The sequence below is a fragment of the Mesorhizobium sp. M0189 genome (assembly GCF_040322135.1).
GTDB lineage: Bacteria > Pseudomonadota > Alphaproteobacteria > Rhizobiales > Rhizobiaceae > Mesorhizobium.
The window spans coordinates 299,600-323,438 of the sequence record NZ_JAMYSW010000001.1 but is presented as its reverse complement, the minus strand read 5'-3'; the positions used below and the strand labels follow the sequence as shown (position 1 = coordinate 323,438).

Annotated in this window: 20 protein-coding genes; 5 read left to right on the top strand and 15 right to left on the bottom strand. The window is 62.7% G+C overall.

Annotated features, from left to right (window positions below):
• Complete coding sequence (locus tag NKJ09_RS01515; protein ID WP_023720080.1) at window positions 1–1,203, top strand: DUF2865 domain-containing protein; 1,203 nt, start codon at window positions 1–3, stop codon at window positions 1,201–1,203.
• On the opposite strand, the gene gltX is transcribed toward NKJ09_RS01515, so the two are convergent.
• The 5 genes from gltX to NKJ09_RS01490 form a co-directional block, all read right to left on the bottom strand.
• Window positions 1,121–2,494 carry a glutamate--tRNA ligase gene (gltX, locus tag NKJ09_RS01510; RefSeq protein ID WP_352482218.1) on the bottom strand — a complete coding sequence of 458 codons (1,374 nt, stop codon included), beginning with the start codon at window positions 2,492–2,494 and terminating at the stop codon, window positions 1,121–1,123. The two genes, NKJ09_RS01515 and gltX, sit on opposite strands and share 83 nt — an antisense overlap.
• A 133-nt stretch (window positions 2,495–2,627) precedes the next feature.
• Window positions 2,628–4,433, bottom strand: a complete 1,806-nt coding sequence (locus NKJ09_RS01505; RefSeq protein ID WP_352494565.1) for an ABC transporter ATP-binding protein — start codon at window positions 4,431–4,433, stop codon at window positions 2,628–2,630.
• A 389-nt stretch (window positions 4,434–4,822) separates the two neighbouring features.
• Window positions 4,823–5,236, bottom strand: a complete 414-nt coding sequence (locus NKJ09_RS01500) for a GNAT family N-acetyltransferase (RefSeq protein WP_352482216.1) — start codon at window positions 5,234–5,236, stop codon at window positions 4,823–4,825.
• Window positions 5,237–5,262: 26 nt separating this feature from the next.
• The gene (locus tag NKJ09_RS01495) at window positions 5,263–6,945 is read right to left on the bottom strand and encodes an NAD+ synthase (RefSeq protein ID WP_352494564.1); all 1,683 of its coding nucleotides are present in this window, start codon (window positions 6,943–6,945) and stop codon (window positions 5,263–5,265) included.
• A 65-nt stretch (window positions 6,946–7,010) separates the two neighbouring features.
• Window positions 7,011–7,724: a DNA-3-methyladenine glycosylase I gene (locus NKJ09_RS01490; protein ID WP_352609125.1), complete on the bottom strand. Its 714-nt coding sequence runs from the start codon at window positions 7,722–7,724 to the stop codon at window positions 7,011–7,013.
• 84 nt (window positions 7,725–7,808) lie between these two features.
• Between NKJ09_RS01490 and NKJ09_RS01485 the strand changes: the two genes are divergently transcribed.
• On the top strand, window positions 7,809–8,372 hold the full coding sequence (locus tag NKJ09_RS01485) for a DUF1003 domain-containing protein (protein WP_023720086.1): 564 nt from the start codon (window positions 7,809–7,811) through the stop codon (window positions 8,370–8,372).
• Window positions 8,369–8,956, top strand: coding sequence for a DedA family protein (locus tag NKJ09_RS01480; RefSeq protein ID WP_023720087.1), 588 nt, complete (start codon window positions 8,369–8,371; stop codon window positions 8,954–8,956). Before NKJ09_RS01485 ends, NKJ09_RS01480 begins: the two co-directional genes overlap by 4 nt.
• 3 nt (window positions 8,957–8,959) lie before the next feature.
• On the opposite strand, the gene NKJ09_RS01475 is transcribed toward NKJ09_RS01480, so the two are convergent.
• The 6 genes from NKJ09_RS01475 to NKJ09_RS01450 all read right to left on the bottom strand — a co-directional run bounded on the left by NKJ09_RS01475 (window position 8,960) and on the right by NKJ09_RS01450 (window position 15,945).
• Entirely contained in the window at window positions 8,960–9,547 is a 588-nt protein-coding gene (locus NKJ09_RS01475) for a hemerythrin domain-containing protein (protein WP_023720088.1), read from the bottom strand.
• A 40-nt stretch (window positions 9,548–9,587) separates the two neighbouring features.
• Window positions 9,588–9,947 (bottom strand): diacylglycerol kinase, encoded by a 360-nt coding sequence (locus NKJ09_RS01470; protein WP_023720089.1) that lies wholly within the window; start codon window positions 9,945–9,947, stop codon window positions 9,588–9,590.
• 76 nt (window positions 9,948–10,023) lie between these two features.
• Window positions 10,024–10,443, bottom strand: coding sequence for a GFA family protein (locus tag NKJ09_RS01465; protein ID WP_352482212.1), 420 nt, complete (start codon window positions 10,441–10,443; stop codon window positions 10,024–10,026).
• Between the two features lie 147 nt (window positions 10,444–10,590).
• Window positions 10,591–11,964 (bottom strand): class II 3-deoxy-7-phosphoheptulonate synthase, encoded by a 1,374-nt coding sequence (locus tag NKJ09_RS01460; protein WP_352482211.1) that lies wholly within the window; start codon window positions 11,962–11,964, stop codon window positions 10,591–10,593.
• A gap of 179 nt (window positions 11,965–12,143) precedes the next feature.
• Window positions 12,144–15,644, bottom strand: coding sequence for a transcription-repair coupling factor (gene mfd, locus NKJ09_RS01455; protein ID WP_352495352.1), 3,501 nt, complete (start codon window positions 15,642–15,644; stop codon window positions 12,144–12,146).
• Window positions 15,645–15,657: 13 nt separating this feature from the next.
• The gene (locus NKJ09_RS01450) at window positions 15,658–15,945 is read right to left on the bottom strand and encodes a succinate dehydrogenase assembly factor 2 (protein ID WP_023720093.1); all 288 of its coding nucleotides are present in this window, start codon (window positions 15,943–15,945) and stop codon (window positions 15,658–15,660) included.
• Between the two features lie 91 nt (window positions 15,946–16,036).
• On the opposite strand from NKJ09_RS01450, the gene recG reads away from it, so the two are divergent.
• Entirely contained in the window at window positions 16,037–18,145 is a 2,109-nt protein-coding gene (gene recG, locus NKJ09_RS01445; RefSeq protein WP_352482208.1) for an ATP-dependent DNA helicase RecG, read from the top strand.
• On the opposite strand, the gene NKJ09_RS01440 is transcribed toward recG, so the two are convergent.
• Both NKJ09_RS01440 and glmS read right to left on the bottom strand, forming a co-directional pair.
• Window positions 18,097–18,849: a DUF502 domain-containing protein gene (locus tag NKJ09_RS01440; RefSeq protein ID WP_031194320.1), complete on the bottom strand. Its 753-nt coding sequence runs from the start codon at window positions 18,847–18,849 to the stop codon at window positions 18,097–18,099. The two genes, recG and NKJ09_RS01440, sit on opposite strands and share 49 nt — an antisense overlap.
• Before the next feature lie 80 nt (window positions 18,850–18,929).
• A complete protein-coding gene (gene glmS / locus NKJ09_RS01435; RefSeq protein ID WP_023720095.1) occupies window positions 18,930–20,753 on the bottom strand; it encodes a glutamine--fructose-6-phosphate transaminase (isomerizing) in 1,824 nt (607 codons plus the stop codon).
• A 224-nt stretch (window positions 20,754–20,977) separates the two neighbouring features.
• Between glmS and NKJ09_RS01430 the strand changes: the two genes are divergently transcribed.
• Window positions 20,978–21,331 (top strand): hypothetical protein, encoded by a 354-nt coding sequence (locus NKJ09_RS01430; RefSeq protein ID WP_031194321.1) that lies wholly within the window; start codon window positions 20,978–20,980, stop codon window positions 21,329–21,331.
• 1 nt (window position 21,332) lies between these two features.
• Here the strand turns inward: NKJ09_RS01430 and glmU are convergent, their stop codons facing one another.
• Together glmU and NKJ09_RS01420 are read right to left on the bottom strand one after the other, a co-directional pair.
• Window positions 21,333–22,694 carry a bifunctional UDP-N-acetylglucosamine diphosphorylase/glucosamine-1-phosphate N-acetyltransferase GlmU gene (glmU, locus tag NKJ09_RS01425; RefSeq protein WP_352482206.1) on the bottom strand — a complete coding sequence of 454 codons (1,362 nt, stop codon included), beginning with the start codon at window positions 22,692–22,694 and terminating at the stop codon, window positions 21,333–21,335.
• Window positions 22,695–22,824: 130 nt separating this feature from the next.
• Window positions 22,825–23,772, bottom strand: coding sequence for an AraC family transcriptional regulator (locus NKJ09_RS01420; RefSeq protein WP_352482204.1), 948 nt, complete (start codon window positions 23,770–23,772; stop codon window positions 22,825–22,827).
• Window positions 23,773–23,839 lie beyond the last annotated feature (67 nt).

The window sequence follows — 23,839 nt, the reverse complement described above, 5'->3', positions numbered from 1 at the left end:
ATGACGGGCGCACGTTGGAAGCTGACGCGGGCCGCCGCGCTGCTCGGTGCCCTGCTACTGTGCGACATCGCCGTCACTCAGGCGCAGGCCGCCTCCCGCCTCTGCCGCCAGCTTGAAGCCGATCTTGCTGCCGCTTCTCGTGGTGGCGGCGGCAAACCGGCCTTGCTCAGGAAATATGACGACGCGATCGCCCGGCAGCGCCAGCAGATTTCAAAGGCCGTCAGCCAATCCAGCAGCGCCGGCTGCGGCTTTTCGCTGTCTCGCCGCAACGCCAACGTATGCGCGGCACTCGACGCCACCATCGATCGCATGGCTGCCAATCTCGACGACTTGCAGGCCAAGCGCGCTGAGCTTGACAGCGGTGGTTCGCGACGCGATCGCGCGCGCATATTGACCTCGCTTGACGCCAATGGCTGCCGCGACGAAGCGGCGCCATCAAAGCCCGCACCGGTTCGCGAAGCCAGCGATGAAAACGGCAACGGAAACCTGCTCGAGCAGCTTTTGGGCAGTGAATCCGATGCGCCCGACCAGCGTGAAGAGCCCAGCCAGGCTGAAGAGCTAAGTCAGCCGGGCAACATCCGCACCCTGCTCAACAACGCCGACATGGGCCAGCCGCGAGGAGAATTCCGCACCATGTGTGTGCGGACCTGCGACGGTTATTTCTTCCCGATGTCGAATGCTGCCTCGCTCGGCGATTTCGAGCGCGACCAGAAGAATTGCGAATCGAGCTGCCCCGGCACCGAGATGCAGGTTTTCTACACGCGCGGCATGAACAGCGATTCGGCGTCCATGACGTCTTCGGTGACCGGCAGGCCTTATATCGAACTGCCGACGGCCTACCTCTACAAGCAGTCCGACATGCCACGGCCGCCGGCATGCGGCTGCAATGCCGCGCAGAATTTCGAAATCATCGCCGGCAACCCGCCCAGCCCGGAACGATCCGAAGCGAACGTGGAGACCACTCCGTTCATTCCGGTGCCGGTTGCCAGGCCTGATCCGGGCGCCGACCCGGAGACCTTGGCCAACGCGGAAGGCGGCCTCGACCGTGAGGCGATCAGACGCCTTGCCGTCAAACCCGTGCCTTCGCTGACGTCCCTGCCGCCGCCCGAACAGCGCAAGGTCAGGGTCGTCGGGCCAACGTTCCTTCCCGACCCAGCAGCGGCAACAGATCTGCAAGCTCCGGACCCGAAGGCTGTCCCGTAAGCGCCAGCCTCAGCGGCATGAACAGCGCCTTGCCCTTACGGCCGCTCGCCGCTCGGATTTTGCCGGTCCAGTCTTTCCAGACGGTGCCGTTCCAAGGCTCCTCCGGCAGCAGTTCGAACGCCTGGCGAAGAAAGTCGCGGTCATCGTCGGAAAACTCCGCCGGCTCCTCTGGACCGTCGCGAAGTGTGCGCCACCAGATCGCCGCATCGGCCAGCCTGTCGAGATTGCCGCGCACCGCCAGCCAGAAAGGCTCGGCCTGTTCGCCAGAGATGCCGAGCACGATCAGCCGGTCGCGCGCCTCGGAAAAGGGCATGTGGTGCAGCAGCGTGCGGTTGAGCACGAAGAGCTCGTCCGGATCGAATTTGGCGGCGGATTTCGATGTTGCCGCCGGATCGAAGCGCTCGGCAAGTTCAGCCATCGTCGGCACCGCCACGACGTTTTCCGAGGTACCGACGAGTACCGCCAGCGAAGCGACCGCCATTGGCTCTATGCCGCTCTCACGCAGGCTCTGTATGGACAGCGCGCCGGTGCGCTTGGAAAGCCCCTCGCCTGATGCTGTTGTCAGAAGATTGTGGTGGCCGAACACCGGCGGCTCGGCGCTGAGCGCCCGGAACAGGGCTATCTGGACGCCGGTATTGGTGACGTGGTCGTCGCCACGAATGACATGGCTGACGCCCATGTCGATGTCGTCGATCACCGAAGGCAGTGTGTAGAGATAGGTGCCGTCCTCGCGCCGCAGAACGGGATCTGAAAGCGAGGCGAGGTCGACGGTCTCCTCGCCGCGCACCAGGTCGTTCCAGTGGATTTCGGTGCGCTCCGGCTGCAGCGGATCGCTGCTGAAGTTGGGCAGCAGAAAGCGCCAGTGCGGCCGCCGGCCATCGGCCTCATATTCCGCGACCTGCTCGGGTGCCAGCGTCAGCGCCTCGCGGCCATAGACTGGCGGCAGGCCACGCGTGCGGCGCACCTTGCGCCTCAGGTCGAGCTCTTCAGGCGTCTCATAGCAGGCATAGACGAGGCGGGCCTCCTTCAGCCTTTCCAGTGCGGCATCATAGATTTCGACCCGCCGCGACTGATACTCCGTGGCATCGGGGAAGATGCCCAGCCAATGCAGATCATAAAGGATGGCGTCGGAAAATTCCTGCGTCGAACGGGCAACGTCGGTATCGTCGAAGCGCTGGATGAAGCGGCCCTTGTTCTTGATGGCGAACAGCCAGTTGAACAAAGCGGTGCGCGCATTGCCGATATGGATGCGGCCGGTCGGTGACGGGGCGAAACGGACGGTAACTGTCATGAGCGGGGCGTACCGGATGGTTTTGCTGTTGACAAGACGCGCCCCCGCGCTCTGCGGCAGACATAGAACATGACGAAGACGAAGAAAAGACGGCAGCGCCGCGCGTCCATTAAGACGCGCCGCGCCGTAACCGTCAGATCACCAGGCCTTTGGTCAGCTCAAGCGCCTGACGTTCGAACAGCCGGCGGTAGATGCCGCCTTGCAGCCGGATCAGTTGGTCATGCGATCCCTCCTCGACAATGCGGCCGCGATCGAACACCAGAAGCCTGTCCAGCGCGCGCACGGTCGACAGCCGGTGGGCGATGACCAGCGTCGTGCGGCCGACCATCAAGCGCTCCATCGCCTGCTGGATCAGCACCTCCGATTCCGAATCGAGGCTCGACGTTGCCTCGTCCAGGATGAGGATGCGCGCATCGGCGAGGAAGGCGCGTGCGATTGCAACACGCTGACGCTCGCCGCCCGACAGCTTTACGCCACGCTCGCCGACCAACGTGCCATAGCCTTTCGGCAAATCGGCGATGAAGTCATGCGCGCTGGCCAAGCGCGCCGCGTGCTCGATCTCGGCCTGCGTGGCGCTCGGCCGGGCATAGGCGATGTTTTCAGCCAGCGACCGGTGGAACAGGATCGGCTCCTGCTGGACGATCGCGATCTGTGCGCGCAGCGACGCCTGCGCGACATTGGCAATATCCTGGCCGTCGATCAGGATATTGCCCGCAGTCACGTCATAGAGGCGCTGGATCAGCTTGACGAATGTCGTCTTGCCGGAGCCCGAATGGCCAACCAGCCCGACCCGCTCGCCCGGCGCGATATCCACCGAAAAGTCGCGATAAAGCGGCAAGCGATGGTTGCCGTAGTGGAACGTGACATTGTCGAAGGTGATACGGCCATCGGTGATCCGGATCGGTTTGGCGCGGGGCCGATCCTCGATGCCGAGTGGTTCGGACTGGAAGTCGACCAGTTCCTCCATATCGTTGATCGAGCGCTGCAGATTGCGGATATGCGTGCCGATGTCGCGCAGATAGCCTTGCAGCACGAAGAATGAGGTCAGCACGAAGGCGACGTCGCCGGCGCTCGCCTGCCCCCACGACCACAAAAGCAGTGAGAACCCAATGACCGCTGCCCTCAAAAGCAGCAGCATCGTGCCTTGCGTGGTGCCGTTGACGGTGCCGCGCACCCAGGTGCGCCGCGTGCGTGCGCGCCATTTGGCGACGACGTCGGCAAGCCGTGTCTCCTCGCGCTCCTCGGCGCCAAAACCCTTGACCACGGCATTACAGCTCACCGCATCGGCCAGCGAGCCGCCAAGCCGCGTATCCCACGCATTGGCAAGCCTTGCCGCGGGGGCGACATAGCCGAGCGACAGCATCGTCGTCACGGCGATGAACAGCACCGAGCCCGTCGCGACGACCGCGCCCATCAGCGGCCAGAACCAGCCGAGCAACAGCGTCGAGCCGACAAGCATGACGACCGACGGCAGCAGCGCGATCAGGATCGTGTCGTTGAGCAGGTCGAGCGCCCACATGCCGCGCGTTATCTTGCGCACCGTCGATCCGGCGAAGCTGTTTGCGTGCCAGTCGGTGGAGAAGCGCTGGACGCGGTGGAAGGCATCGGCGGCGATGTCGGCCATCATCTTCAGGGTCAGTTCGACGATGGCCATGAAGGCGAGATTGCGCAGCACGACACCGGTGAGCGCCAGGGCCACCAGCATCGAAAAGGCAGCCGTCGCGGCATTCCATGCGACATCGTCGGCAGTGGCACTGCTGGCAACGGCGTCGACCAGCCGGCCGGAATAGAGCGGCGTCAGCACGTCGGCCAGGGTCGACAGCAGGAATGTGGCCATGATCAGCGAAAGCCGCCACGGCTGGCGCCGCCAATGACTGAGCGTAAAACCAAGAACGCTGCGAAAGGCGCCCGCGCGCAAATCTATTCGAAAACGAGCCATGATGTCATTCGGGCGCAAACGAGCCCGATCCCGGAAAGGTCGAAATTGAAAAAACCGCGTCGGGCGAATTAGCACCCAAGGAAAGCGGAGGTTCGGCACATTTGGCGGCTCGCCCGAATACGGGCGGCGACCGGCATCGACGAACGCCTGTTCTCAGCTCGGCTTCGCCGCAAAGGTAAGAACCTTCGGGCTCACCGATTGGGACCTAGGCTTCGCGGCCTCGCATAACGATGTCAAATCCTGGCATTTCGGTCCTCCCCAAGGGGATCGCGGAAAGGCGTTTATAGAGACGCCTCAACGCCGCCCCAAGTCAGTAGATGGTCGAAAGCGCATCTGGTCCAACCAGTGAGACGATTTTGCAACAACGGTCGGTTGTGCGCTGCCTCTGTTCAGGCTGCCGGGACGCGGTCGAGGCGCATATAGCGGCCGTCGGTGGAAGGCCTGAAGCCGAGCTTCTCGTAGACCGCGTGGGCATCGTTGGTAGACAGGCTCCAGTGGGTGACAGTCTTGCAATCCGGGTGGTCGATAAGCGCCTGGACAAGCCGGGTCCCGATGCCTTGCCCGCGATACCCGGGCCAGACAATGATGTCGGCGAGATAGGCAAATACCGTACGGTCGGTGATCGCCCGGCCAAAGCCGACTTGATTGCCGCCGACATAGGCGCCGACGCACAGTGAGTTGGCAAAGGCGCGGCGGTGCAGTTCATCGCTGCGGCCGCTGCCCCAATAGCTCTCCTTCAAAATGTCGGACGTCGCCCGGAAGTCGATCTGCGACAGGTCGAAGCTGATTTCAAAGTTGGCCATGGCTAAACCGTTATGCAGCCAATCGCCTACCCGCCATCCCTGAACCGGTTGGTAATAGGATAGCGGCGGTCGCGGCCAAAATTCTTCCTGGTGATCTTCACGCCGGGCGCTGCCTGCCGGCGCTTGTATTCGGCGACGTAAAGCAGGTGCTCGACGCGCGTCACCGTCGCCCGGTCATGGCCGCGCGCAACGATCTCGTCGACACCCATCTCGTTCTCGACCAGACACTCCAATATGTCGTCGAGCACTGGATAGGGCGGCAGCGAATCCTGGTCGGTCTGGTTCTCGCGCAGTTCCGCCGAGGGCGCCTTGTCGATGATATTGTTCGGGATCACCTCGCCGGACGGGCCTAGCGCGCCCGGCGGCACATGCGCGTTGCGCCAGCGCGACAACGCATAGACCTGCATCTTGTAGAGGTCCTTTATCGGGTTGAAGCCGCCATTCATGTCGCCATAGAGCGTGGCGTAGCCTACCGACATCTCGCTCTTGTTGCCGGTAGTGACCACCATCGAGCCGAACTTGTTGGAAATCGCCATCAGGATGGTGCCACGGGCCCGGCTCTGCAGGTTTTCCTCGGTGATGCCTTCCTTGGTGCCCTCGAAAAGCTGCGTCAGTGTGTGCAGGAAGCCCTCGACCGGCTCGAAGATCGGCACGATATCGTAGCGGCAGCCGAGCGCGCGGGCGCAGTCCTCGGCGTCCTTGAGCGAGTCCGTCGAAGTGTAGCGGTAAGGCATCATCACGGCGCGCAGCCGTTCCTCGCCGAGCGCATCGACGGCAAGTGCCGCGCAGATCGCCGAATCGATGCCGCCGGAAAGGCCGAGCACGACATTCTTGAAGCCGTTCTTGTTGACGTAGTCGCGCAGGCCCAACATGCAGGCGCGATAGTCGGCCTCCTCCTTCTCCGGGATTTTCGACATCGGTCCGTCAGAGCAGACCCAGACGTCATTCTTTCGCTTCCAGGTGGTGACGTTGACCGTCTCCTCGAACTGGCTCATCTGGAAGGCCAGCGTCTTGTCAGAGCCTATGGCAAACGACGCGCCGTCGAAGATCAGCTCGTCCTGGCCGCCAAGCTGGTTGGCATAGATAATCGGCAGTCCGCATTCGATGACCTGGCGGATGACGATCTGGTGGCGGACGTCGACCTTGCCGCGGTAATAGGGCGAGCCGTTCGGGACCAGCAGGATTTCCGCGCCGCTTTCGGCCAGCGTCTCGCAGACGGCAATCTCGCCCCAGATATCTTCACAGATCGGCACTCCCACCCGCACGCCGCGGAAATTGACCGGCCCTTGGATCTCGGGTCCGGCCTGGAAGACGCGCTTCTCGTCGAACTCACCGTAATTCGGCAGATCGAGCTTGTAGCGTTCGGCAAGGATCTTGCCGCCATCGGCAAAGATGATCGAATTGTGCGTGCCGGTCTTGCGCTTCAGCGGCGTGCCGATGATGACGCCCGGGCCGCCATCGGCGGTATCGCCGGCGAAGTCCTCGGCAGCCCGCTCGCAGGCCTTCAGGAAGGCGGGCTTCAGCACCAGATCCTCAGGCGGATAGCCGGCCAGGAAAAGCTCGGTGAACAGCACGAGATCGGCGCCCTGGCGGGCGGCATCCGCCCTCGCCTCGCGCGCCTTGGCAAGATTGCCGGCGACGTCGCCGACCGTCGGATTGAGCTGGGCGACGGCGATGCGCAATATGTCTGGAGCGGTCTTGTCGATCATGCCTGTGGGTTTAGCGCGGCAAAATTCGTCGGGCAATGGCGTTCGTTTGGACCAAACAATCGGTCCTATTCGCCCATATATTCGCGTAGCGCCTCCGGCGGATGGTTCTCGCCGATCGACATTGCCAGAATGCGCGAAATGTGTCGGCGCGGCAGCTCGGTCTCCGCCGCCCAGGCGTTGATCTGCACCTGGATCTTGTCTAGGTCCTTCTTCGATGTCGGGCTCTGCGCGATGTCGAGCCCGGCGTCGCGCAGCGCTGCCGCCATGTCGGCCGAGACGATGAAGGCGTCCCACTCCAGCCAGCGCAGAAAATACTGGCCGGTATTGCCGCCGAGCCGGCTCCCGTGCTTGCCGAGATAAGCCATCAGCCCGACCTGATCGCCGGCCGGCCAGTCGGCGAGGAACTTGCCGAAGCTGCCATGCTCCTTCGACACGCGCTCGACGAAGGCTGCGTTGTCGCGTACCGACTTGATCTTCTGCGGATTGCGCACGAGGCGCTTGTCGGCGGTGAGATCGTGCCAGAAATCGTCAGGCTGGAACAGCAGCCGCTTCGGCTCGAAGCCAAGAAATGCTTCCTCGAAACCTGGCCATTTCTGCTCGATGACGCGCCAGACGAAGCCGGCGGCAAAGACCCGTTCGGCCATGGTCGACAGGATCCGGTCATCCGCAATCTTTGCCAGCGCGGCATTGTCGGGCGTAGGGCCCAGCAGCGACGTCAGCGCTGCCTCACCGCCTTTGCGTTTCGCCGCACGGGCGCGAATCTTCTGAAAATCCACCATTGTTTCCTGACCCCATCGCGTCAATCTACCACTTCCCGTATGAACCGGCAGCTTCTACCTCTATCGCTGACGACGGAGGCGACGATGAACAAAACGATCGAGGACCTGGCAAACCGCTGGCTGAAGCGAAAGCCGGACGGCCTCAGCGCGCTCGAAAGCCGGGTGCTGCAATCAACGCTCGAGCGCACCACGATCTCCAAGGACACCAACAAGGCCGTCGCCTTTCACCAGACGTTTGGCGACCGCCTGGCTGACACCATCGCCCGGATCGGCGGTTCGTGGTCCTTCATCCTGACATTCATTGGCTTCCTGATCCTGTGGACGGCAGGCAATGTCTGGCTCTTGTCGCGCGCCGCCTTCGATCCCTATCCTTTCATCTTCCTCAATCTCGTGCTTTCCATGGTTGCTGCCCTGCAGGCGCCAGTGATCATGATGGCGCAGAACCGCCAGACCGAGCGCGATCGTATCGACGCCGCCCACGACTATGAGGTTAATCTCAAGGCCGAGATCGAGATCATGGCGTTGCATGAAAAGCTCGACGAACTGCGCCACAGCCAGATCATCGGCATGCGAGACGAGATCGCCCGGCTGGCCGAGCAGGTGAAGCGCATCGACGAGATTCTGTCGAAGCAGCGGACGTCTTCATGACGGAAGCCATTCATCGTCTCATTGAGCAATATGGGCTGGTCGCGGTTTTTCTGGGCTGCGTCGCCGAGGGCGAAAGCGCCGCCATCCTTGGCGGTTTCTTTGCGCATCAGCATGTCTTCGTCCCGTGGCAGGCCTTCCTCGCGGCGGCGCTCGGCGCCTTCGGTGGCGACACGTTCTTTTTCATCCTGGGACGGAGCTTCGCCGACCATAAATTCGTGATCGGACTCCGAGCCCGGCCGGGTTTCAGCCACGCCTACCGCCTTGTCACCTCTCATCCCAACATTTTCGTGCTGTCGAACCGCTACATCTATGGCCTGCGCCTGGTCGGTGGTATCGCAGCCGGGCTGTCGGGCATCGCCGCAGCGCGCTTCGTCATCCTCAACGCCATCTCGTCGGTAGTCTGGGCGGCACTGTTCTGCACTGTCGGTTATGTCTTCGGGCTGGGCGCGGAGCGCATCGTCGGCCAGGCGCTGGCCCGCCACGAGCGGTTGCTGATCGCCCTGGTCATCGGTCTCGTTGTGGCCATCCTCGGCTGGCTGGCGTCGCACGTCCTCGCCAAGAAGGAGCTTCGCAAGGGAAGCTGATCGTCAATCAATGCCGAGCGCGCGGTCGCCCTTCTCGAGGATCAGCGGAATGATCAGGTCTTCCTCGTCGGCAAGATGCCGGGTCAACATGGCGATCAGCCGGCTGTTCTCGTCGGCATAGGCATCGGCGGCGAAGCGCTGTTTGTCCTCGCTCTCCTGAAGCGTGCCGATGAAGGCATTTGCCGCCTCGGCATTGCGCTCCAGTCCCTCATGGATTGTGTGGTGATCGGCATCCAGGATTTCGAAGCCGCGCTTCAGACGAGTCTCGGCCCTGGCGAAGACCGGGAAATAGTGATGGTCCTCGACATTGTGGTGGCCATCGAGATTGCCGAGGAAATGATTCAGGCGCGGCGCGAACCAGCGTGCGAATTCCGGCGCGTTCAGCCTGCCCTCACGATAATCGCCAATGCCGTTAGTGAGCATGCCGCCAAGGTCGCGGAACATGTCGTGCCGCTGCAGCCACATATTGGCCATGCCGTGGATGTTGGCATGCGCCTGCCAGTCCTCGCGCGGATATTTTTCCACCAGCCAGCGCAGATCGTCCGGCAGGCCCTCACGTTCAAGCAGCAGAAATCCGGCGGTATCGGCCATATCGGTCTCCTCGATTAACCGGCATGTGGTGCCTGAAACCTCAGATCGGTACCCCAACGATGCGCTCGATGACTGCGACGCCCCAGACGCCAGCGACGATCACCACCGAAATCAGCACTGCCAGCGAACCGCAATCCTTGGCCAGCTGGATGTCGATGTTGAATTCCCGGCTGAACGCGTCGCATGCCGCCTCAATGCCGGTGTTCAGCACTTCGATCATGATCATGAGCAGCACCGCGCCGATCAGCAGGGCATAGCCGCGCCACGATTCTGAAAGGAACCAGCCGAGCGGCAGCGCAAGCACAAGCAGGACCAGTTCCAGCTGGAAGGCCTCCTCGCCGGCGGCCAGTTTGCGAAACGCCCGCACCGAATTGTAAAAAGCGTCGATCAGCCGCTGCATGCCAAAACCCTTCGGAATCACCGGCAGGGGATAGCGCAATGGCTGGATCAAGGGAATAAGGCGGCCTCTTCAAAAATCAGCCGTCTGCTACCTTGATCGACGGCGTCGACTTCTCGAACTGCGGCAGCCCATCGTCGATCGCGTAGTAATCGCCCTTGTCGCCGACGAAGATATGACATTCCCCTTGAAGTCCGGTTGGCGCGTCGAACAGGCCGGCCATGACCGAAACGTAGCCACCCTCCATCGGTTTCCAGAACAGCAGCGATCCGCATGTCTTGCAGAAACCGCGCCTGGCAAACGAAGATGCCTCGTACCAGGTGACGTTCTCTGCGCCGGCGATTGTGATGTCGCGATCGGCGACATTGGTCGCGGCATAAAAATGCCCGCTCTGCTTTCGGCACTGCGAGCAATGGCAGTAGATAACGCCGCGTAGCGGTCCTCGCGTCTGCAACCGCACTGCCCCGCACAAGCATGATCCGCTGTGACTGTCAGCCATCTCGGCCTCCCAATGCAATTGCCATCGCTTGGCAGGATTCCAGTTTTGCGCGCGTTACGCACCAGCAAATGCGACGCCCGCCGGATTGAATACAAAAAGCGCCGGATTTCTCCGGCGCTTTTTCAATATATCAAAGTTCAGATCGCATCAGCCGTTGACGGCCTGCTTGTGCTGGACCGGATGGCTCTTCTTGAGCAGATCGGACACCAGGAAGGCCAACTCGATCGCCTGGTCGGCATTGAGGCGCGGGTCGCAATGGGTGTGGTAGCGATCCTGCAGCTCTTCGGCGGTGATGGCGCGGGCACCACCGGTGCACTCGGTGACGTTCTTGCCGGTCATCTCGATGTGGATGCCGCCGGGATGCGTGCCTTCGACGCGATGCACCTCGAAGAAGGTCTGCACCTCCTTCAGGATGCGGTCGAACGGCCGTGTCTTGTAGCCGGCGGCCTCGATGGTATTGCCATGCATCGGATCCGACGACCACACCACGCTGCGGCCTTCCTTCTGCACCGCGCGCACCAGTTTGGGCAGATGTTCGGCGACCTTATCGGAACCGAAGCGGGCAATCAGCGTCAGCCGGCCAGGCTCGTTCTCCGGATTGAGCAGGTCGATGAGCTGCAACAGGCCGTCCGGCGTCAGCGACGGGCCACATTTCAGGCCGAGCGGGTTCTTGATGCCACGGCAGTATTCGACATGCGCGTGGTCGGGTTGGCGCGTGCGATCGCCGATCCAGATCATGTGGCCGGAGGTGGCGTACCAGTCGCCCGAAGTCGAATCGACGCGGGTCAGCGCCTCTTCATAACCGAGCAGCAGCGCTTCGTGGCTGGTGTAGAAATCGGTCTCGCGCAGTGCGTAATTGGTCTCCGAGGTGATGCCGACGGCCTTCATGAAGTCCATCGTCTCGGTGATGCGGTTGGCGAGCGACTCGTATTTCTCGCCCTGCGGGCTGTCGGACACGAAGCCGAGCATCCATTGATGCACGTTCTCCAGGCTGGCGTAGCCGCCCTGGGCGAAGGCGCGCAACAGGTTGAGCGTCGCCGCCGACTGGCGGTACGCCATCTCCTGCCGCGCAGGATCGGGAATGCGCGACTTGGCATCGAACTCGATGCCATTGATGATGTCGCCGCGATAGCTGGGCAGCGTCACACCGCCCTTGGTCTCATTGTCGGACGAGCGCGGCTTGGCGAACTGGCCGGCGACACGGCCGACCTTCACCACCGGCTGCGCGCCGGCGAAGGTCAGTACCACCGACATCTGCAAAAAGACGCGGAAGAAGTCGCGGATATTGTCGGCGCCATGCTCGGCGAAGCTCTCGGCGCAATCGCCACCCTGCAGAAGGAATGCGTCCCCGGCAGCGACGGCTGCAAGCTGCTTCTTCAGCTTGCGCGCCTCACCTGCAAAAACCAACGGCGGAAAGGTGGCGAGCTGGGCTTCCGTGTTCCTCAGCGCGACAAGGTCCGGATAGGCAGGAACCTGCTGGATCGGCTTAGCTCTCCACGAATTCGGCGACCATTTCGTCATCGAAGCACCCAACGCTCTTTCGCACGGACGCCATCGCCCGCCAATCCGCCCAATATGGGGTCGCGGCTCCATACACGAAGCCGATTTCCTATTCTAGACCGGAATTGGCCGCGTGGCGAATGGGCACGGCACGGTGAAAGTGCCGGTGCGGCTGTGCCCAGAGCACCAGCGACACCCTGCTACGCCGCCGCCTTCTCCACCAGCCGTGCCAACTGCGTCATGACAACCGCCGAGCCTGCCAGCCGCTTTTCGGGGGTCGGCCAGTCGCGGCTGAAGACGACGCTCTGGTCGGGCCGGATCTTGGCCAGCGAGCCCTGTTCGCCGATGAGCTTGACCAGCCCGACCGGATTGGGGAATTCCCGCTTGCGGAAATGGATGACGACGCCTTTCGGCCCGGCGTCGAGCTTCTCGACGTTGGCCTTGCGGCAAAGCGCCTTGATGAAGACGATCTTCAACAGATGTTTTACCTCTTCTGGCAGCGTCCCGAACCGGTCGATCAGCTCGGCGCCGAAAGCATCGATCTCTTCCGTATTTTCGAGATCGCCAAGACGGCGATAGAGCGCCAGCCTGAGCTGCAGGTCCGGGACATAGCTTTCCGGGATCATCACCGCTGTGCCGACGGCGATCTGCGGCGACCAGCCGCCGTCCTGCACCTCGCCGGAATCCTTCACTTCGGCCACCGCCTCCTCCAGCATCTGTTGGTAGAGCTCGAAACCAACCTCCTTGATGTGGCCCGACTGCTCTTCGCCGAGCAGATTGCCGGCGCCGCGGATATCGAGGTCGTGGCTAGCCAGTTGGAAACCGGCGCCGAGCGTATCGAGCGACTGCAGCACTTTCAGCCGACGCTCGGCTGTATCGGTGAGCTTGCGGTTGGCGGGCAGTGTGAACAGCGCGTAGGCGCGCACCTTCGAACGGCCGACACGGCCGCGCAGCTGATAGAGCTGCGACAGTCCGAACATATCGGCGCGGTGCACTATCAGCGTGTTGGCGGTCGGGATATCGAGGCCGGATTCGACGATGGTGGTCGACAAAAGCACATCGTACTGGCCGTCATAGAAGGCGTTCATGATGTCGTCGAGTTCGCCCGGCGGCATCTGGCCATGCGCCACCGCCACTTTCAGCTCAGGCACGGATTCGCGCAGAAAATCATGGATTTCCGCGAGATCGCTGATGCGCGGCACGACATAGAAGGAATGGCCGCCACGGTAGCGCTCGCGCAGCAACGTTTCGCGGATGACCAGCGGATCGAAGGGCGAGATGAAGGTGCGCACTGCCATGCGGTCGACCGGCGGCGTAGCGATCAGCGACAGCTCGCGCACGCCGGTCAAGGCAAGCTGCAACGTTCGCGGGATCGGCGTCGCCGACAAAGTCAGGACGTGGACGTCGGTCTTCAGGTCTTTCAGCCGTTCCTTGTGCTTGACGCCGAAATGCTGCTCCTCGTCGATGATCAGCAGGCCGAGATTCTTGAACGAGATCGAGGAGCCGAGCAGCGCGTGCGTGCCGACGACAATGTCAACCTGACCTTCGGCGATGCCCTTCTTGGCCTCGGCCAGTTCCTTGGCGCCGACCAGCCGCGAGGCCTGGGCGACACGGATCGGCAGGCCCGAGAAGCGCTGCGAGAAGGTCTTGAAATGCTGGCGCGACAACAATGTCGTCGGCACCACCACCGCCACCTGAACGCCTTCCATCGCCGCGATGAAGGCGGCGCGAAGTGCAACTTCGGTCTTGCCGAAGCCGACATCGCCGCAGATCAGCCGGTCCATCGGCTTTCCGGCGCCTAGATCATCCATGACCGAATCGATCGCCGTCTGCTGGTCATCGGTCTCCTCATAGGGAAAACGCGCTGCAAACTCGCCATAGAGGCCTTCCGCCGGCACCAGCGCCGGTGCGGCCCGCATCTGCCGCTCGGCGGCGATGCGGATCAGCTGCCCGGCCATGTCGAGCAGGCGCTTCTTCAGCCGCGCCTTGCGCGATTGCCAGGCGCCGCCGCCAAGCTTGTCGAGCGTCGCCTCGGCCGAATCCGAGCCATAGCGCGACAGCAGCTCGATGTTTTCCACAGGCAGGAACAGCCGATCATCGCCGGCATAGTGGATTTCGAGGCAATCGTGAGGCGCACCAACCGCCTCGATGGTACGCAACCCGATGAAACGGCCAATGCCATGATCGGAATGGACGACAATATCGCCCGAGGACAACGCCGAAGCCTCGGCGATGAAGTCGGACGCGCGCTTCTTGCGCTTCGAGCGTCGGATCAGCCGGTCGCCGAGAATGTCCTGCTCGGCGACAACGACCAGTTTCTCCGTCTCGAAGCCGGATTCGAGCGGCAGCACGGCCAGTCCCGCCTGCCCCGGCTCAAGCCTTTCGGCTTCGGCAAGCGTCGCCACCGGCTTCAGATTGCCAAGATGATGCTCGGCCAGGATCTGACCAAGCCGGTCGAGCGAACCCTCGGTCCAGCCGGCGACGATGACGCGGCGGCGTGCAGCGCGCTCGTCGGAAATGTGTTTTACGACGACGTCGAAAACGTTGGCGCTAGGGTCGGCGCGTTCCTCGACGAAGCTGCGGCCGTGGCGCGAGCCGGCATGGAACACCTTTTTCGCACCGGCATCGGGCGCATCGAACGACGTGAAGTCTATTGCTTCGCGCGGGCCAAGCGAGGCAATCAGGTTCTCTGGCGACAGATAGAGCAGATCCGGCGGCACCGGCTTGTAGGGCACCGCGTCCTTCAAGGCGCCGTCGGCCTGCTTCTTGCGCGCTTCGTAGTGGTCGAGGATCAGAGTGTGGCGCTCGGCCAGTGCCTCATGCGCCAGATGGTCGAAAACCACAGGCGCGTCGGGTAGATAGTCGAAGACGGTTTCCAGCCGCTCATAGAAGAACGGCAGCCAGTGCTCCATGCCGGCAAACCGCCTGCCCTCGCTGACCGCCGCATAGAGCCCATCGTCGCGCGAGGGTGCGCCAAAGGCTTCGATATAGGCACGGCGGAAGCGGCTGATGGTTTCCGGCGTCAGCGCCACCTCGCTCATCGCCTGCAACGCCATCGACTTGCGCTGGCCGGTGGTTCTCTGTGTTGCGGTGTCGAAGACGCGGATCGATTCCAGCGTATCGCCGAAGAAATCGAGGCGCAGCGCCTCCGCCCATCCGGGCGCGAAGAGATCGAGGATGCCGCCCCGCACTGCAAATTCGCCGATGCCGCGCACCGTCGGTACCCGCTCGAAGCCGGAAGTCTCCAGCCGCGACACCAGTACGTTCATGTCGATCTGGTTACCGGGCTTGGCGTGAAAGGTCTGCGCCTCGACGAGTTCCGCCGGCGGAATGCGCTGAAGCAACGCATTCGCGGTGGTGAGAATGACGGCGCGGTGCGGCCTCTTCGCCAGCGCAATCATTGCTGCCAGCGCATCGAGCCGCCTTGCGGCGGCATCGGCGCCGGGCGAGACGCGGTCGTAAGGCAGGCAATCCCAGGCCGGCAGTTCCAGCACCGGCAGGCCCGGCGCGGCAAAGGCAAGCGCCTCGACGATCGCCGGCAGACGCTGGCCGTCGCGTGCCACGAAAAGCACCGGCTTGTCAGGGGCGATCTCGTGCGCAGCCTGCACCAGCGCAAAGGCTTCGTAGCCGTCGGCGACGCCATCGACAATGAACTGGCCGGCGCGGCCTTTCGGCAGACCGATCGTAGGGATAAGGCTCATGGCTACACGTTGTTCAGAAGGTCATGTCCCGGCGCGAAGCCAGGATTTTTTGCAGGACGGCACAATCTATATCCGTCGGAACCGGGCGCTCGCCGGTGACGATAGGCAGGAATTCGGTGTCGGGAATGTCGAGAAGCCTCTCATATTGGTCGATTTCGTCGCCGGTCAAGGCGCCGATCTCGGCATCGGCGAAGCTGCCGAGTATCAGGTCCATCTCGCGCATGCCGCGGTGCCACGAACGAAACAGAAGCTTGCGGCGGCGGGTATCGAGCCCCTCGCTTGATCGAGTCGTTCCGGTCATCGTGCAACATCCTTGCCCAGGCGGCGCATATAGCGTGGATAGAAGGCGGTGTCAGCCTTGCGCTCCGGCCGGCGCAACATAAGCTGACATCATGCGTCCCTCCCTCCTCGATCCGCTGTTTGTCCCGATCACCTCGCTTGCTGGCGTCGGGTCGAAGGTTGGCGTATTGATCGAGAAAGTCGTGGCGGCGGATCTCGGCGACCGGGCAGCGCGCGCCGGCGACCTCTTGTTCGTGCTGCCGCATACTGTCATCGATCGCCGCAACCGGCCGGGCATCGCCGGTTCGGCCGAGGGCGCAATCGTCACGCTCGATGTGCGCATCGACCGCCACCAGCCGCCGCCGCGTGGCAACAGGTCGGTACCCTACCGGGTCTACGCCCATGACGACACTGGCGAGATCGCGCTGACCTTCTTCCATGCCCATGCCGCCTATCTCGAAAAAGCGATGCCCGTAGGCGAGCATGTCGTCGTCTCGGGCCGCATGGAATGGTTCAACGGCCGCCCGACCATGGTTCATCCCGACCATATCGCACTTGCCGGCGACGCAGAAAACCTCCCATTGGTCGAGCCGGTCTATCCGCTGACCGCCGGGCTCTCGGGCAAGGTGCTGCGCCGGGCGATTGGCCAAGCGCTGGCCCGCCTGCCGGTGCTGCCCGAATGGCAGGACGGCGAGTTCCGGCGCCGCCACGCCTTTCCTGCTTTCGGCGATGCGCTCACCCGGGTCCACAATCCTGCCGACCCGATCGACGTCTCCGTCGACGGCGCGGCGTGGCGGCGCCTTGCCTATGACGAGTTCTTGGCCGGCCAGGTATCGCTGGCGCTGGTCCGGGCCAAGGTCCGCCGATTATCGGGCCGGCCACTCGTTGGCGACGGCCGCATAGTCGAACAATTGCGCGCGGCACTCCCTTATTCGCTGACCATGTCGCAGGAAATGGCGCTTGCCGAAATCAACGCCGATCTTGGCGACCCCGAACGCATGCTGCGCCTTTTGCAGGGCGACGTCGGCTCCGGCAAGACGGTGATCGCGCTGCTTGCCATGGCGCGTGCCGTCGAGGCAGGCGGCCAGGCGGCATTGATGGCGCCGACCGAAATCCTGGCGCGCCAGCATCTCGCAACGATTGCGCCGTTGGCGGAACGGTCCGGCTTGCGCGTCGCCATCCTCACCGGCCGCGAAAACGGCCGCGAGCGCGCCGACACGCTGACCGGGCTGGCCAATGGCGACATCGACATCGTCGTCGGCACCCATGCGCTGTTCCAGCAAACGGTGACGTTCCATGACCTCGTGTTCGCCGTCGTCGACGAGCAGCACCGTTTCGGCGTCCACCAGCGCCTTGCCATCACCGCCAAGGGCGATGCGCCCGACATGCTGGTGATGACGGCAACGCCGATACCGCGGACGCTGGTGCTGACTGCCTTCGGCGACATGGACGTGTCGAAGCTGACGGAAAAGCCGGCCGGCCGCCAGCCGATCCGCACCGTCACCTTGCCGCTTGAACGGCTCGACGAGCTGATCGGCCGCATGCTCGACGCTGTCGCCGATGGCCAGAAAATCTACTGGATCTGTCCGCTGGTTGAGGAATCCGAGGAGATCAAGCTGATGTCGGCCGAGGACCGTTTTGCCTCGCTGAAGCCGCTGTTCGGTGATCGGATTGGCCTGGTGCATGGCCGCATGAAGGGCGCCGACAAGGACGAGGCGATGCGCGCCTTCAAGCAGGGTGAAACGCGCATCCTGATCGCCACCACGGTGATCGAGGTCGGCGTCGATGTGCCTGACGCAACAATCATGGTCATCGAGCATGCCGAGCGTTTTGGCCTTGCCCAGTTGCACCAATTGCGCGGCCGGGTCGGGCGCGGCGACAAGCCGTCGTCCTGCGTGCTGCTCTACAAGGACCCGATTGGCGAGACGGCCAAACGCCGGCTGTCGGTGATGCGCGAGACCGAGGACGGCTTCCGCATCGCCGAAGAGGATCTGAAGCTGCGCGGCGAAGGCGAGTTGCTCGGCACCCGCCAATCCGGCACGCCGGGCTTCCAGGTGGCGCGCATCGAGGCGCATGCCGACCTGCTCGAGGCCGCCCGCGACGATGCGCGGCTGATTCTGTCGCGTGATCCGGAACTGCAGTCCGAACGCGGCACGGCGCTGCGCCTGCTGCTCTATCTATTCGGCCGCGACGAGGCCGTGCGGCTCCTGCGCGCCGGCTGAGGCATCGCGTCGAGCGGCGGATTGGCGAGCGCGCCGTGGATCTGCTCGCCGTTCACCGTCACCATTTTGACCGCCGGCGCCACCAGGCCGGCCGAAACGATCAGCTTGGCTCCGTCCTCGATCGTCATGTCGAGCAGCACGATGTCGGATTTCGGTACATACATCAGAAAGCCCGTAGTCGGGTTAGGCGTACACGGCATGAACACCGCAATCAGCGGATCGCCTTGCTGGTCGAGCTTCTGGTTGATCTCGGTTTCCTTCTCGCTGGCGACGAAGACCAGCGACCAGACCCCCTTGCGCGGATATTCGACCAACCCGACCTGGCGGAACATGTCGCCCTTGTTCGACAGCACGGTCTCGAAAATCTGCTTCAGCGAGCCGTAGATGCCGCGCACCAGCGGCATGCGGCCAAGCAGGCGCTCGCCGAAGTTGACGATGGCGCGACCGACGATATTGGCTGTCAGGAAACCGATAAAGGTGATGAGGATCAGGGCAACGATCAGCCCAAAACCCGGCACTGGAAACGGCAGGTAGGTGTCCGGATTGTAGCGTACCGGGATGTAGGGTTTCACCCAGGAATCGACCCAGCCGATAAGCGACCAGGCAATGTAGGCGGTGATCGCCAATGGCGCGCAAACGACGAAGCCGGTCAGGAAATAGTTTCTCAGCCGGGTCATGCCTGAGGTCTTGAGAGCATCCGACATGGTTCACCGCAGCGTGTGTTTGCAACGCGACACTACTGAACCCGAAGGCGCTTTGGAATTGCGAAGTTTTTAAACGAGACCTATTCCACCGTTACCGATTTCGCCAGGTTGCGAGGCTGGTCGACGTCCGTGCCCATGAACACGGCGGTGAAATAGGCGAGCATCTGGATCGGCAGCGCGTAGATGATCGGCGAGATGATTTCCGGCACGTCCGGCAAAACTATCGTCTCCATCGTCTTCACCGTAGCGTGTGCAGCGCCCTTGCTGTCGGTGATCAGGATGATCTTGCCGCCGCGCGCCGCCACCTCTTGCATGTTCGACACCGTCTTTTCGAAGATGCGGTCGTGCGGGGCGATGACGATGACAGGCATGTTCTCATCGATCAGTGCGATCGGCCCGTGCTTCAGCTCGCCGGCGGCATAGCCTTCGGCGTGGATATAGGAAATTTCCTTGAGCTTCAGCGCGCCTTCCATGGCCAGCGGAAAATTGGTGTCGCGGCCGAGGTAAAGTACATTCTTGTAGTGCGAGAGGTCGCGAGCGATCTTTTCGATCTGCCCATCGAGCTTCAGCACCTGGTTGGCGTAACGCGGCGCTTCGGATAGCGCGCGCACCAGTGTCTTCTCCTGCTCGGGCGAAATGGTTCCACGCGCCATACCAGCTCGCACCGCCAGCGAAGCCAGCACGGAGAGCTGGCAGGTGAACGCCTTGGTCGAGGCGACGCCGATCTCCGGGCCGGCCAGTGTCGGCAGGATGACGTCGGATTCGCGCGCCATGGTCGATTCGCGCACATTGACCACAACACCGATCTTCATGCCGGCCTTGCGGCAGTAGCGCAGCGACGCCAGTGTGTCCGCCGTCTCGCCCGATTGCGAGATAAAGAAGGCGGCATCGGTCTTCGACAGCGGCATCTCGCGGTAGCGGAACTCCGAGGCGACATCGATGTCGACCGGCAGTCGCGCATAGCGCTCGAACCAGTATTTGCTGATCAACCCGGCGAGATAAGCGGTGCCACAGGCCGAAATCGCCAGCCGGTCGATCTTGGCGAAATCGAATGGCAGGTCGAGCGGCTTCGAGACGCCACCGACGAAATCCACATAATGTGCCAGCGTGTGCGAGATCACTTCCGGCTGTTCGTGGATTTCCTTTTCCATGAAATGGCGCCGGTTGCCCTTGTCGACCATGAAGCTCGTGCTGAGCGACTGCTGGCGTTTGCGGTCGACCTTGTTGCCGTCCATGTCGAAGATGGCAACGTCGTTGCGGCGCACTACCGCCCAGTCGCCGTCTTCCAGATAGGTGATCGAGTTGGTGAACGGGGCAAGCGCGATGGCGTCGGAGCCCAGGAACATCTCGCCATCGCCATGTCCGACGGCCAGCGGCGGGCCATTGCGGGCGCCGACGATCAGATCCTCGTCGCCCTTAAACATGATGGCCAGCGCAAAGGCGCCTTCCAGCCGCTTCAGCGCCTGATGCGCGGCCTCGACCGGCTTCAGGCCCCTGGCCAGTTCGCGCGCCACCAGATGGGCGACGACCTCGGTGTCGGTCTGCGAGGAAAACGTATAGCCGTCGCGGATCAACTCATCGCGCAATTCGGCGAAATTCTCGATAATGCCGTTATGGACGATGGCGAGCCCGTCGGAAAAATGCGGATGCGCATTGGTCTCGTTCGGCACGCCATGCGTTGCCCAGCGCGTGTGGCCGATGCCGATCGTGCCACCGAGCGGTTCGTCCTTCAGCCGGCGCTCGAGATTGATCAGCTTGCCTTCGGCACGGCGACGGGCGAGATGGCCATGATCGATGGTCGCGACGCCGGCCGAATCATAGCCGCGATATTCGAGCCTTTTCAGCGCATCGACGATAAGCGGCGCGACCGGCGAGTTACCGACTATTCCAACGATACCGCACATGGCGCTTCCCCCGACTCTGACTTCAAACCCGGCACTATTTAGAGACTGCCTGGCTACCGCGAAAAATCACATTCCATTTCGTCCGGTATCAGCCGGACTATCCTGCACAGATGCACCATCACAGAGCGCTCTTGCAATCCGGTTACTGCAATTGCTCAGTTTCTCCGCTCAATATCCTATCTCGCCTCAAGGCTCCTGAAATCAGTCAAAGACATGATGCGGCCATGAACGAACGAATTGACACGGTGACACTTTGGCGTCCGGTTGGGCCACGCGAACTGGAGTTGATCCAGAGTTCAGGGATGCGCGCCTTTCCTCCTCGACTTGCCGATCAGCCGATCTTCTATCCGGTAACGAGCGAGGCCTATGCCACCCAGATCGCCCGAGACTGGAATGTGCCCGCGAGCGGATCAGGTTTCGTGACCCGTTTCGAGGTGCGCCGCAGCTTTCTGGACCGTTACAGCGTCCAGCATGCCGGCAGCCGGGCGCATCTGGAATACTGGATCCCGGCCGAAGACCTGTCCGCCTTCAACGATGCAATCGTTGGGGAAATCCAGCTTGTCGCTGAGTTCCGTTAGGCTATCCTTTTTTGTGGGCAGCCGCGGCCGAAGCGAACCGTTCGCGCAACTCCTTGCCCTTGCCGGGCAGAGTCCGCTGGCGGGCACGGCCGAAGGCCAGTGCATCGTCGGGCACGCTTTCGGTGATGACGCTGCCCGAGGCGATGTAGCCGCCCTTGCCGATCGACACCGGCGCCACCAGCGAGGAATTCGAGCCGATGAAGGCGCCCTCGCCGATATCGGTGAAGAATTTCGAATAACCGTCATAATTGCAGGTGATGGTGCCGGCGCCGATATTGGCGCCTGCGCCGATGCGGGCATCGCCGATATAGGTCAGGTGGTTGACCTTGGCGCCCTCCTCGACGATCGCTTGCTTTACCTCGCAGAAATTGCCGACCTTGGCTTTGTTTCTCAGATCGGCCCCGGGCCGCAGCCGCGCGAACGGCCCGACATCGCAATTCGACGCGATGGTTGCGCCTTCGATATGGCTGAAGGCATGGATCTTGGCGCCCGTGGCGATTTTCACGCCCGGCCCGAACCAGACATTGGGCTCGATGATCGTATCGGCGCCGATATCGGTGTCGTGCGAGAAGAACACGGTTTCTGGCGCAATCAGCGTCACGCCGGAAAGCATCGCTTCATGCCGCCGGCGCGCCTGCCAGATGCCTTCCGCCTGGGCAAGCTCGGCGCGGTTGTTGATGCCGAGGGCATTTTCGAAACTGGCTTCGATGGCGACGACATCAAGTCCTTGCGCAGCGGCGATCTCGACGATGTCGGTGAGATAATACTCGCCCTTGGCGTTCTTGCTGCCGACTTGATCGAGCAGCTTCAGCGCATGCCTGCCGGCGACCGCCATCAGCCCGCCATTGCAGAAGGTGATTTTCTTCTCCTCGTCCGAACAGTCCTTCTCCTCGCGGATGGCGACGAGCTTGCCGGCCTTTTCGATAAGCCGGCCGTAGCCCGAAGGATTTTCCGTACGGAAGCCGACCACGACGACAGCCGCACCTTCGGCCAGCTTCAGCCGCGCCGCCGCCAGTGCTTCCGGATCGATTAACGGCGTGTCGCCAAACATCACCAGGATGTCATCATAACCCCTTGATATCGCTGCCCGCGCGGCAAGCACGGCGTGCGCGGTGCCGAGGCGCTTTTCCTGAACAAAAGTCTCGACCTTCGGCGCGAACTTGAGTGCCGCCTTGCGCATCTCGTCGGCGCCATGGCCGATCACCAGCGCCAGATCACCGCTGCCGGCGGCTTCAGCCGCCTTGACGACGTGGGCAACCATCGGCAGGCCGGCGATTGTGTGCAGCACTTTCGGCACCGCACTCTTCATGCGCGTGCCTTCACCGGCAGCGAGGATGATGGACAGGCAGGATCTCTGGCTCATGGGGACAGCAACCGTTGAAAGGAGTCTGGAATCGAAGCGTTGGTAGCACCGGCGCCATGCTGCACCAATGCGGTTAAATTCCGGTGAGACGGTGGAACCTCCAACCCGCGAGACGCTCAAGCCGATCGGCTCAGGCGGCTTCCGCCTCGTTGCGTGATGCGAAGCCGGGGGCTCGGCCACGACCGTATTGCCGTGGCGAACAGTTCATGACCCGCTTGAAGGCTGTGCTGAAGGCGCTTTCGGATTCGTAACCGAGCGACAGCGCGATGACGGCGACGGGATCGCTGGAATTCGTCAGCCGGTCGCCGGCCAGCAGCATTCGCCAGCGCGTCAAATAGTCCATGGGCGATGCGCCGACCGTCTCCTTGAATCTAAGCGCAAAGGTCGATCGCGACATGCCGGCCCGTTCCGCCAGCTCCTGTAACGTCCAGCCATGCGCCGGATCGTCGTGCATGGCGCTGATCGCCGCGCCCATCTGTTTGTCCGCCAGGGCAAAGAGCCAGCCGATGCCACCTTTCAATCCTTCCGAAAGATGCAGCCGCAGCGCCTGAACCAGCATCATGTGGGCGAGGTGCCGGATCACCAGAAAGCCGCCCGGTTGTGGCTCGCGCAGCTCCTGCATCATCCGCTCCACCGACCAGCGCAGCGCAGACTGGTCCGACTCTTTGCGGATATGCACAATGGCTGGCAGCATCCGCAACAGGATGCCGGCATGATTGCCGCCAAGCGCGAAGCGGCTGCTGACCAGAAAGAAATCACCGCCGCCATTGTGGGTCACGACACCGCCGGCTCGCGCTGGCGGAAAAATCTTGACGGCTTCAACAGGCGCCAGGCCCATGTCGCTTGCAAGGCGGAAAGGCCGTCCGCTCGGCAGCAGGAAACAGTCCCCCGTCTCAAGGTGCACTGCGTCGGCAACGCCCTCCACCGAAAGCCAGCACCGGCCCGAGACCACCGCTCCCGTCTTGATGCTTTGCTGCTGGTCGGGGAACTGGATCGACCATTCACCACCTGCATCGAAGCCGGCCGACATATAGTTTCGCGGCTTCAGCAGCGAGAGCACATCTGAAAGGGGATCCATGGGTCATTCCGGACGATTGCGAAGATAATACGGACTTTACCGCATAGATCGTATTTTCTCAAGCGCC

Bases quoted from the DNA above. Each gene is read 5' to 3' on its own strand.
- NKJ09_RS01515 (WP_023720080.1), top strand. From the start codon at position 1: ATGACGGGCGCACGTTGGAAGCTGACGCGGGCCGCCGCGCTGCTCGGT.
- NKJ09_RS01505 (WP_352494565.1), bottom strand. From the start codon at position 4,433: ATGGCTCGTTTTCGAATAGATTTGCGCGCGGGCGCCTTTCGCAGCGTT.
- NKJ09_RS01470 (WP_023720089.1), bottom strand. From the start codon at position 9,947: ATGCAGCGGCTGATCGACGCTTTTTACAATTCGGTGCGGGCGTTTCGC.
- NKJ09_RS01500 (WP_352482216.1), bottom strand. From the start codon at position 5,236: ATGGCCAACTTTGAAATCAGCTTCGACCTGTCGCAGATCGACTTCCGG.
- recG (WP_352482208.1), top strand. From the start codon at position 16,037: ATGCGTCCCTCCCTCCTCGATCCGCTGTTTGTCCCGATCACCTCGCTT.
- NKJ09_RS01475 (WP_023720088.1), bottom strand. From the start codon at position 9,547: ATGGCCGATACCGCCGGATTTCTGCTGCTTGAACGTGAGGGCCTGCCG.
- NKJ09_RS01460 (WP_352482211.1), bottom strand. From the start codon at position 11,964: ATGACGAAATGGTCGCCGAATTCGTGGAGAGCTAAGCCGATCCAGCAG.
- mfd (WP_352495352.1), bottom strand. From the start codon at position 15,644: ATGAGCCTTATCCCTACGATCGGTCTGCCGAAAGGCCGCGCCGGCCAG.
- NKJ09_RS01485 (WP_023720086.1), top strand. From the start codon at position 7,809: ATGAACAAAACGATCGAGGACCTGGCAAACCGCTGGCTGAAGCGAAAG.
- gltX (WP_352482218.1), bottom strand. From the start codon at position 2,494: ATGACAGTTACCGTCCGTTTCGCCCCGTCACCGACCGGCCGCATCCAT.
- NKJ09_RS01480 (WP_023720087.1), top strand. From the start codon at position 8,369: ATGACGGAAGCCATTCATCGTCTCATTGAGCAATATGGGCTGGTCGCG.
- NKJ09_RS01430 (WP_031194321.1), top strand. From the start codon at position 20,978: ATGAACGAACGAATTGACACGGTGACACTTTGGCGTCCGGTTGGGCCA.
- NKJ09_RS01490 (WP_352609125.1), bottom strand. From the start codon at position 7,724: ATGGTGGATTTTCAGAAGATTCGCGCCCGTGCGGCGAAACGCAAAGGC.
- glmS (WP_023720095.1), bottom strand. From the start codon at position 20,753: ATGTGCGGTATCGTTGGAATAGTCGGTAACTCGCCGGTCGCGCCGCTT.
- NKJ09_RS01420 (WP_352482204.1), bottom strand. From the start codon at position 23,772: ATGGATCCCCTTTCAGATGTGCTCTCGCTGCTGAAGCCGCGAAACTAT.
- NKJ09_RS01450 (WP_023720093.1), bottom strand. From the start codon at position 15,945: ATGACCGGAACGACTCGATCAAGCGAGGGGCTCGATACCCGCCGCCGC.
- glmU (WP_352482206.1), bottom strand. From the start codon at position 22,694: ATGAGCCAGAGATCCTGCCTGTCCATCATCCTCGCTGCCGGTGAAGGC.
- NKJ09_RS01465 (WP_352482212.1), bottom strand. From the start codon at position 10,443: ATGGCTGACAGTCACAGCGGATCATGCTTGTGCGGGGCAGTGCGGTTG.
- NKJ09_RS01440 (WP_031194320.1), bottom strand. From the start codon at position 18,849: ATGTCGGATGCTCTCAAGACCTCAGGCATGACCCGGCTGAGAAACTAT.
- NKJ09_RS01495 (WP_352494564.1), bottom strand. From the start codon at position 6,945: ATGATCGACAAGACCGCTCCAGACATATTGCGCATCGCCGTCGCCCAG.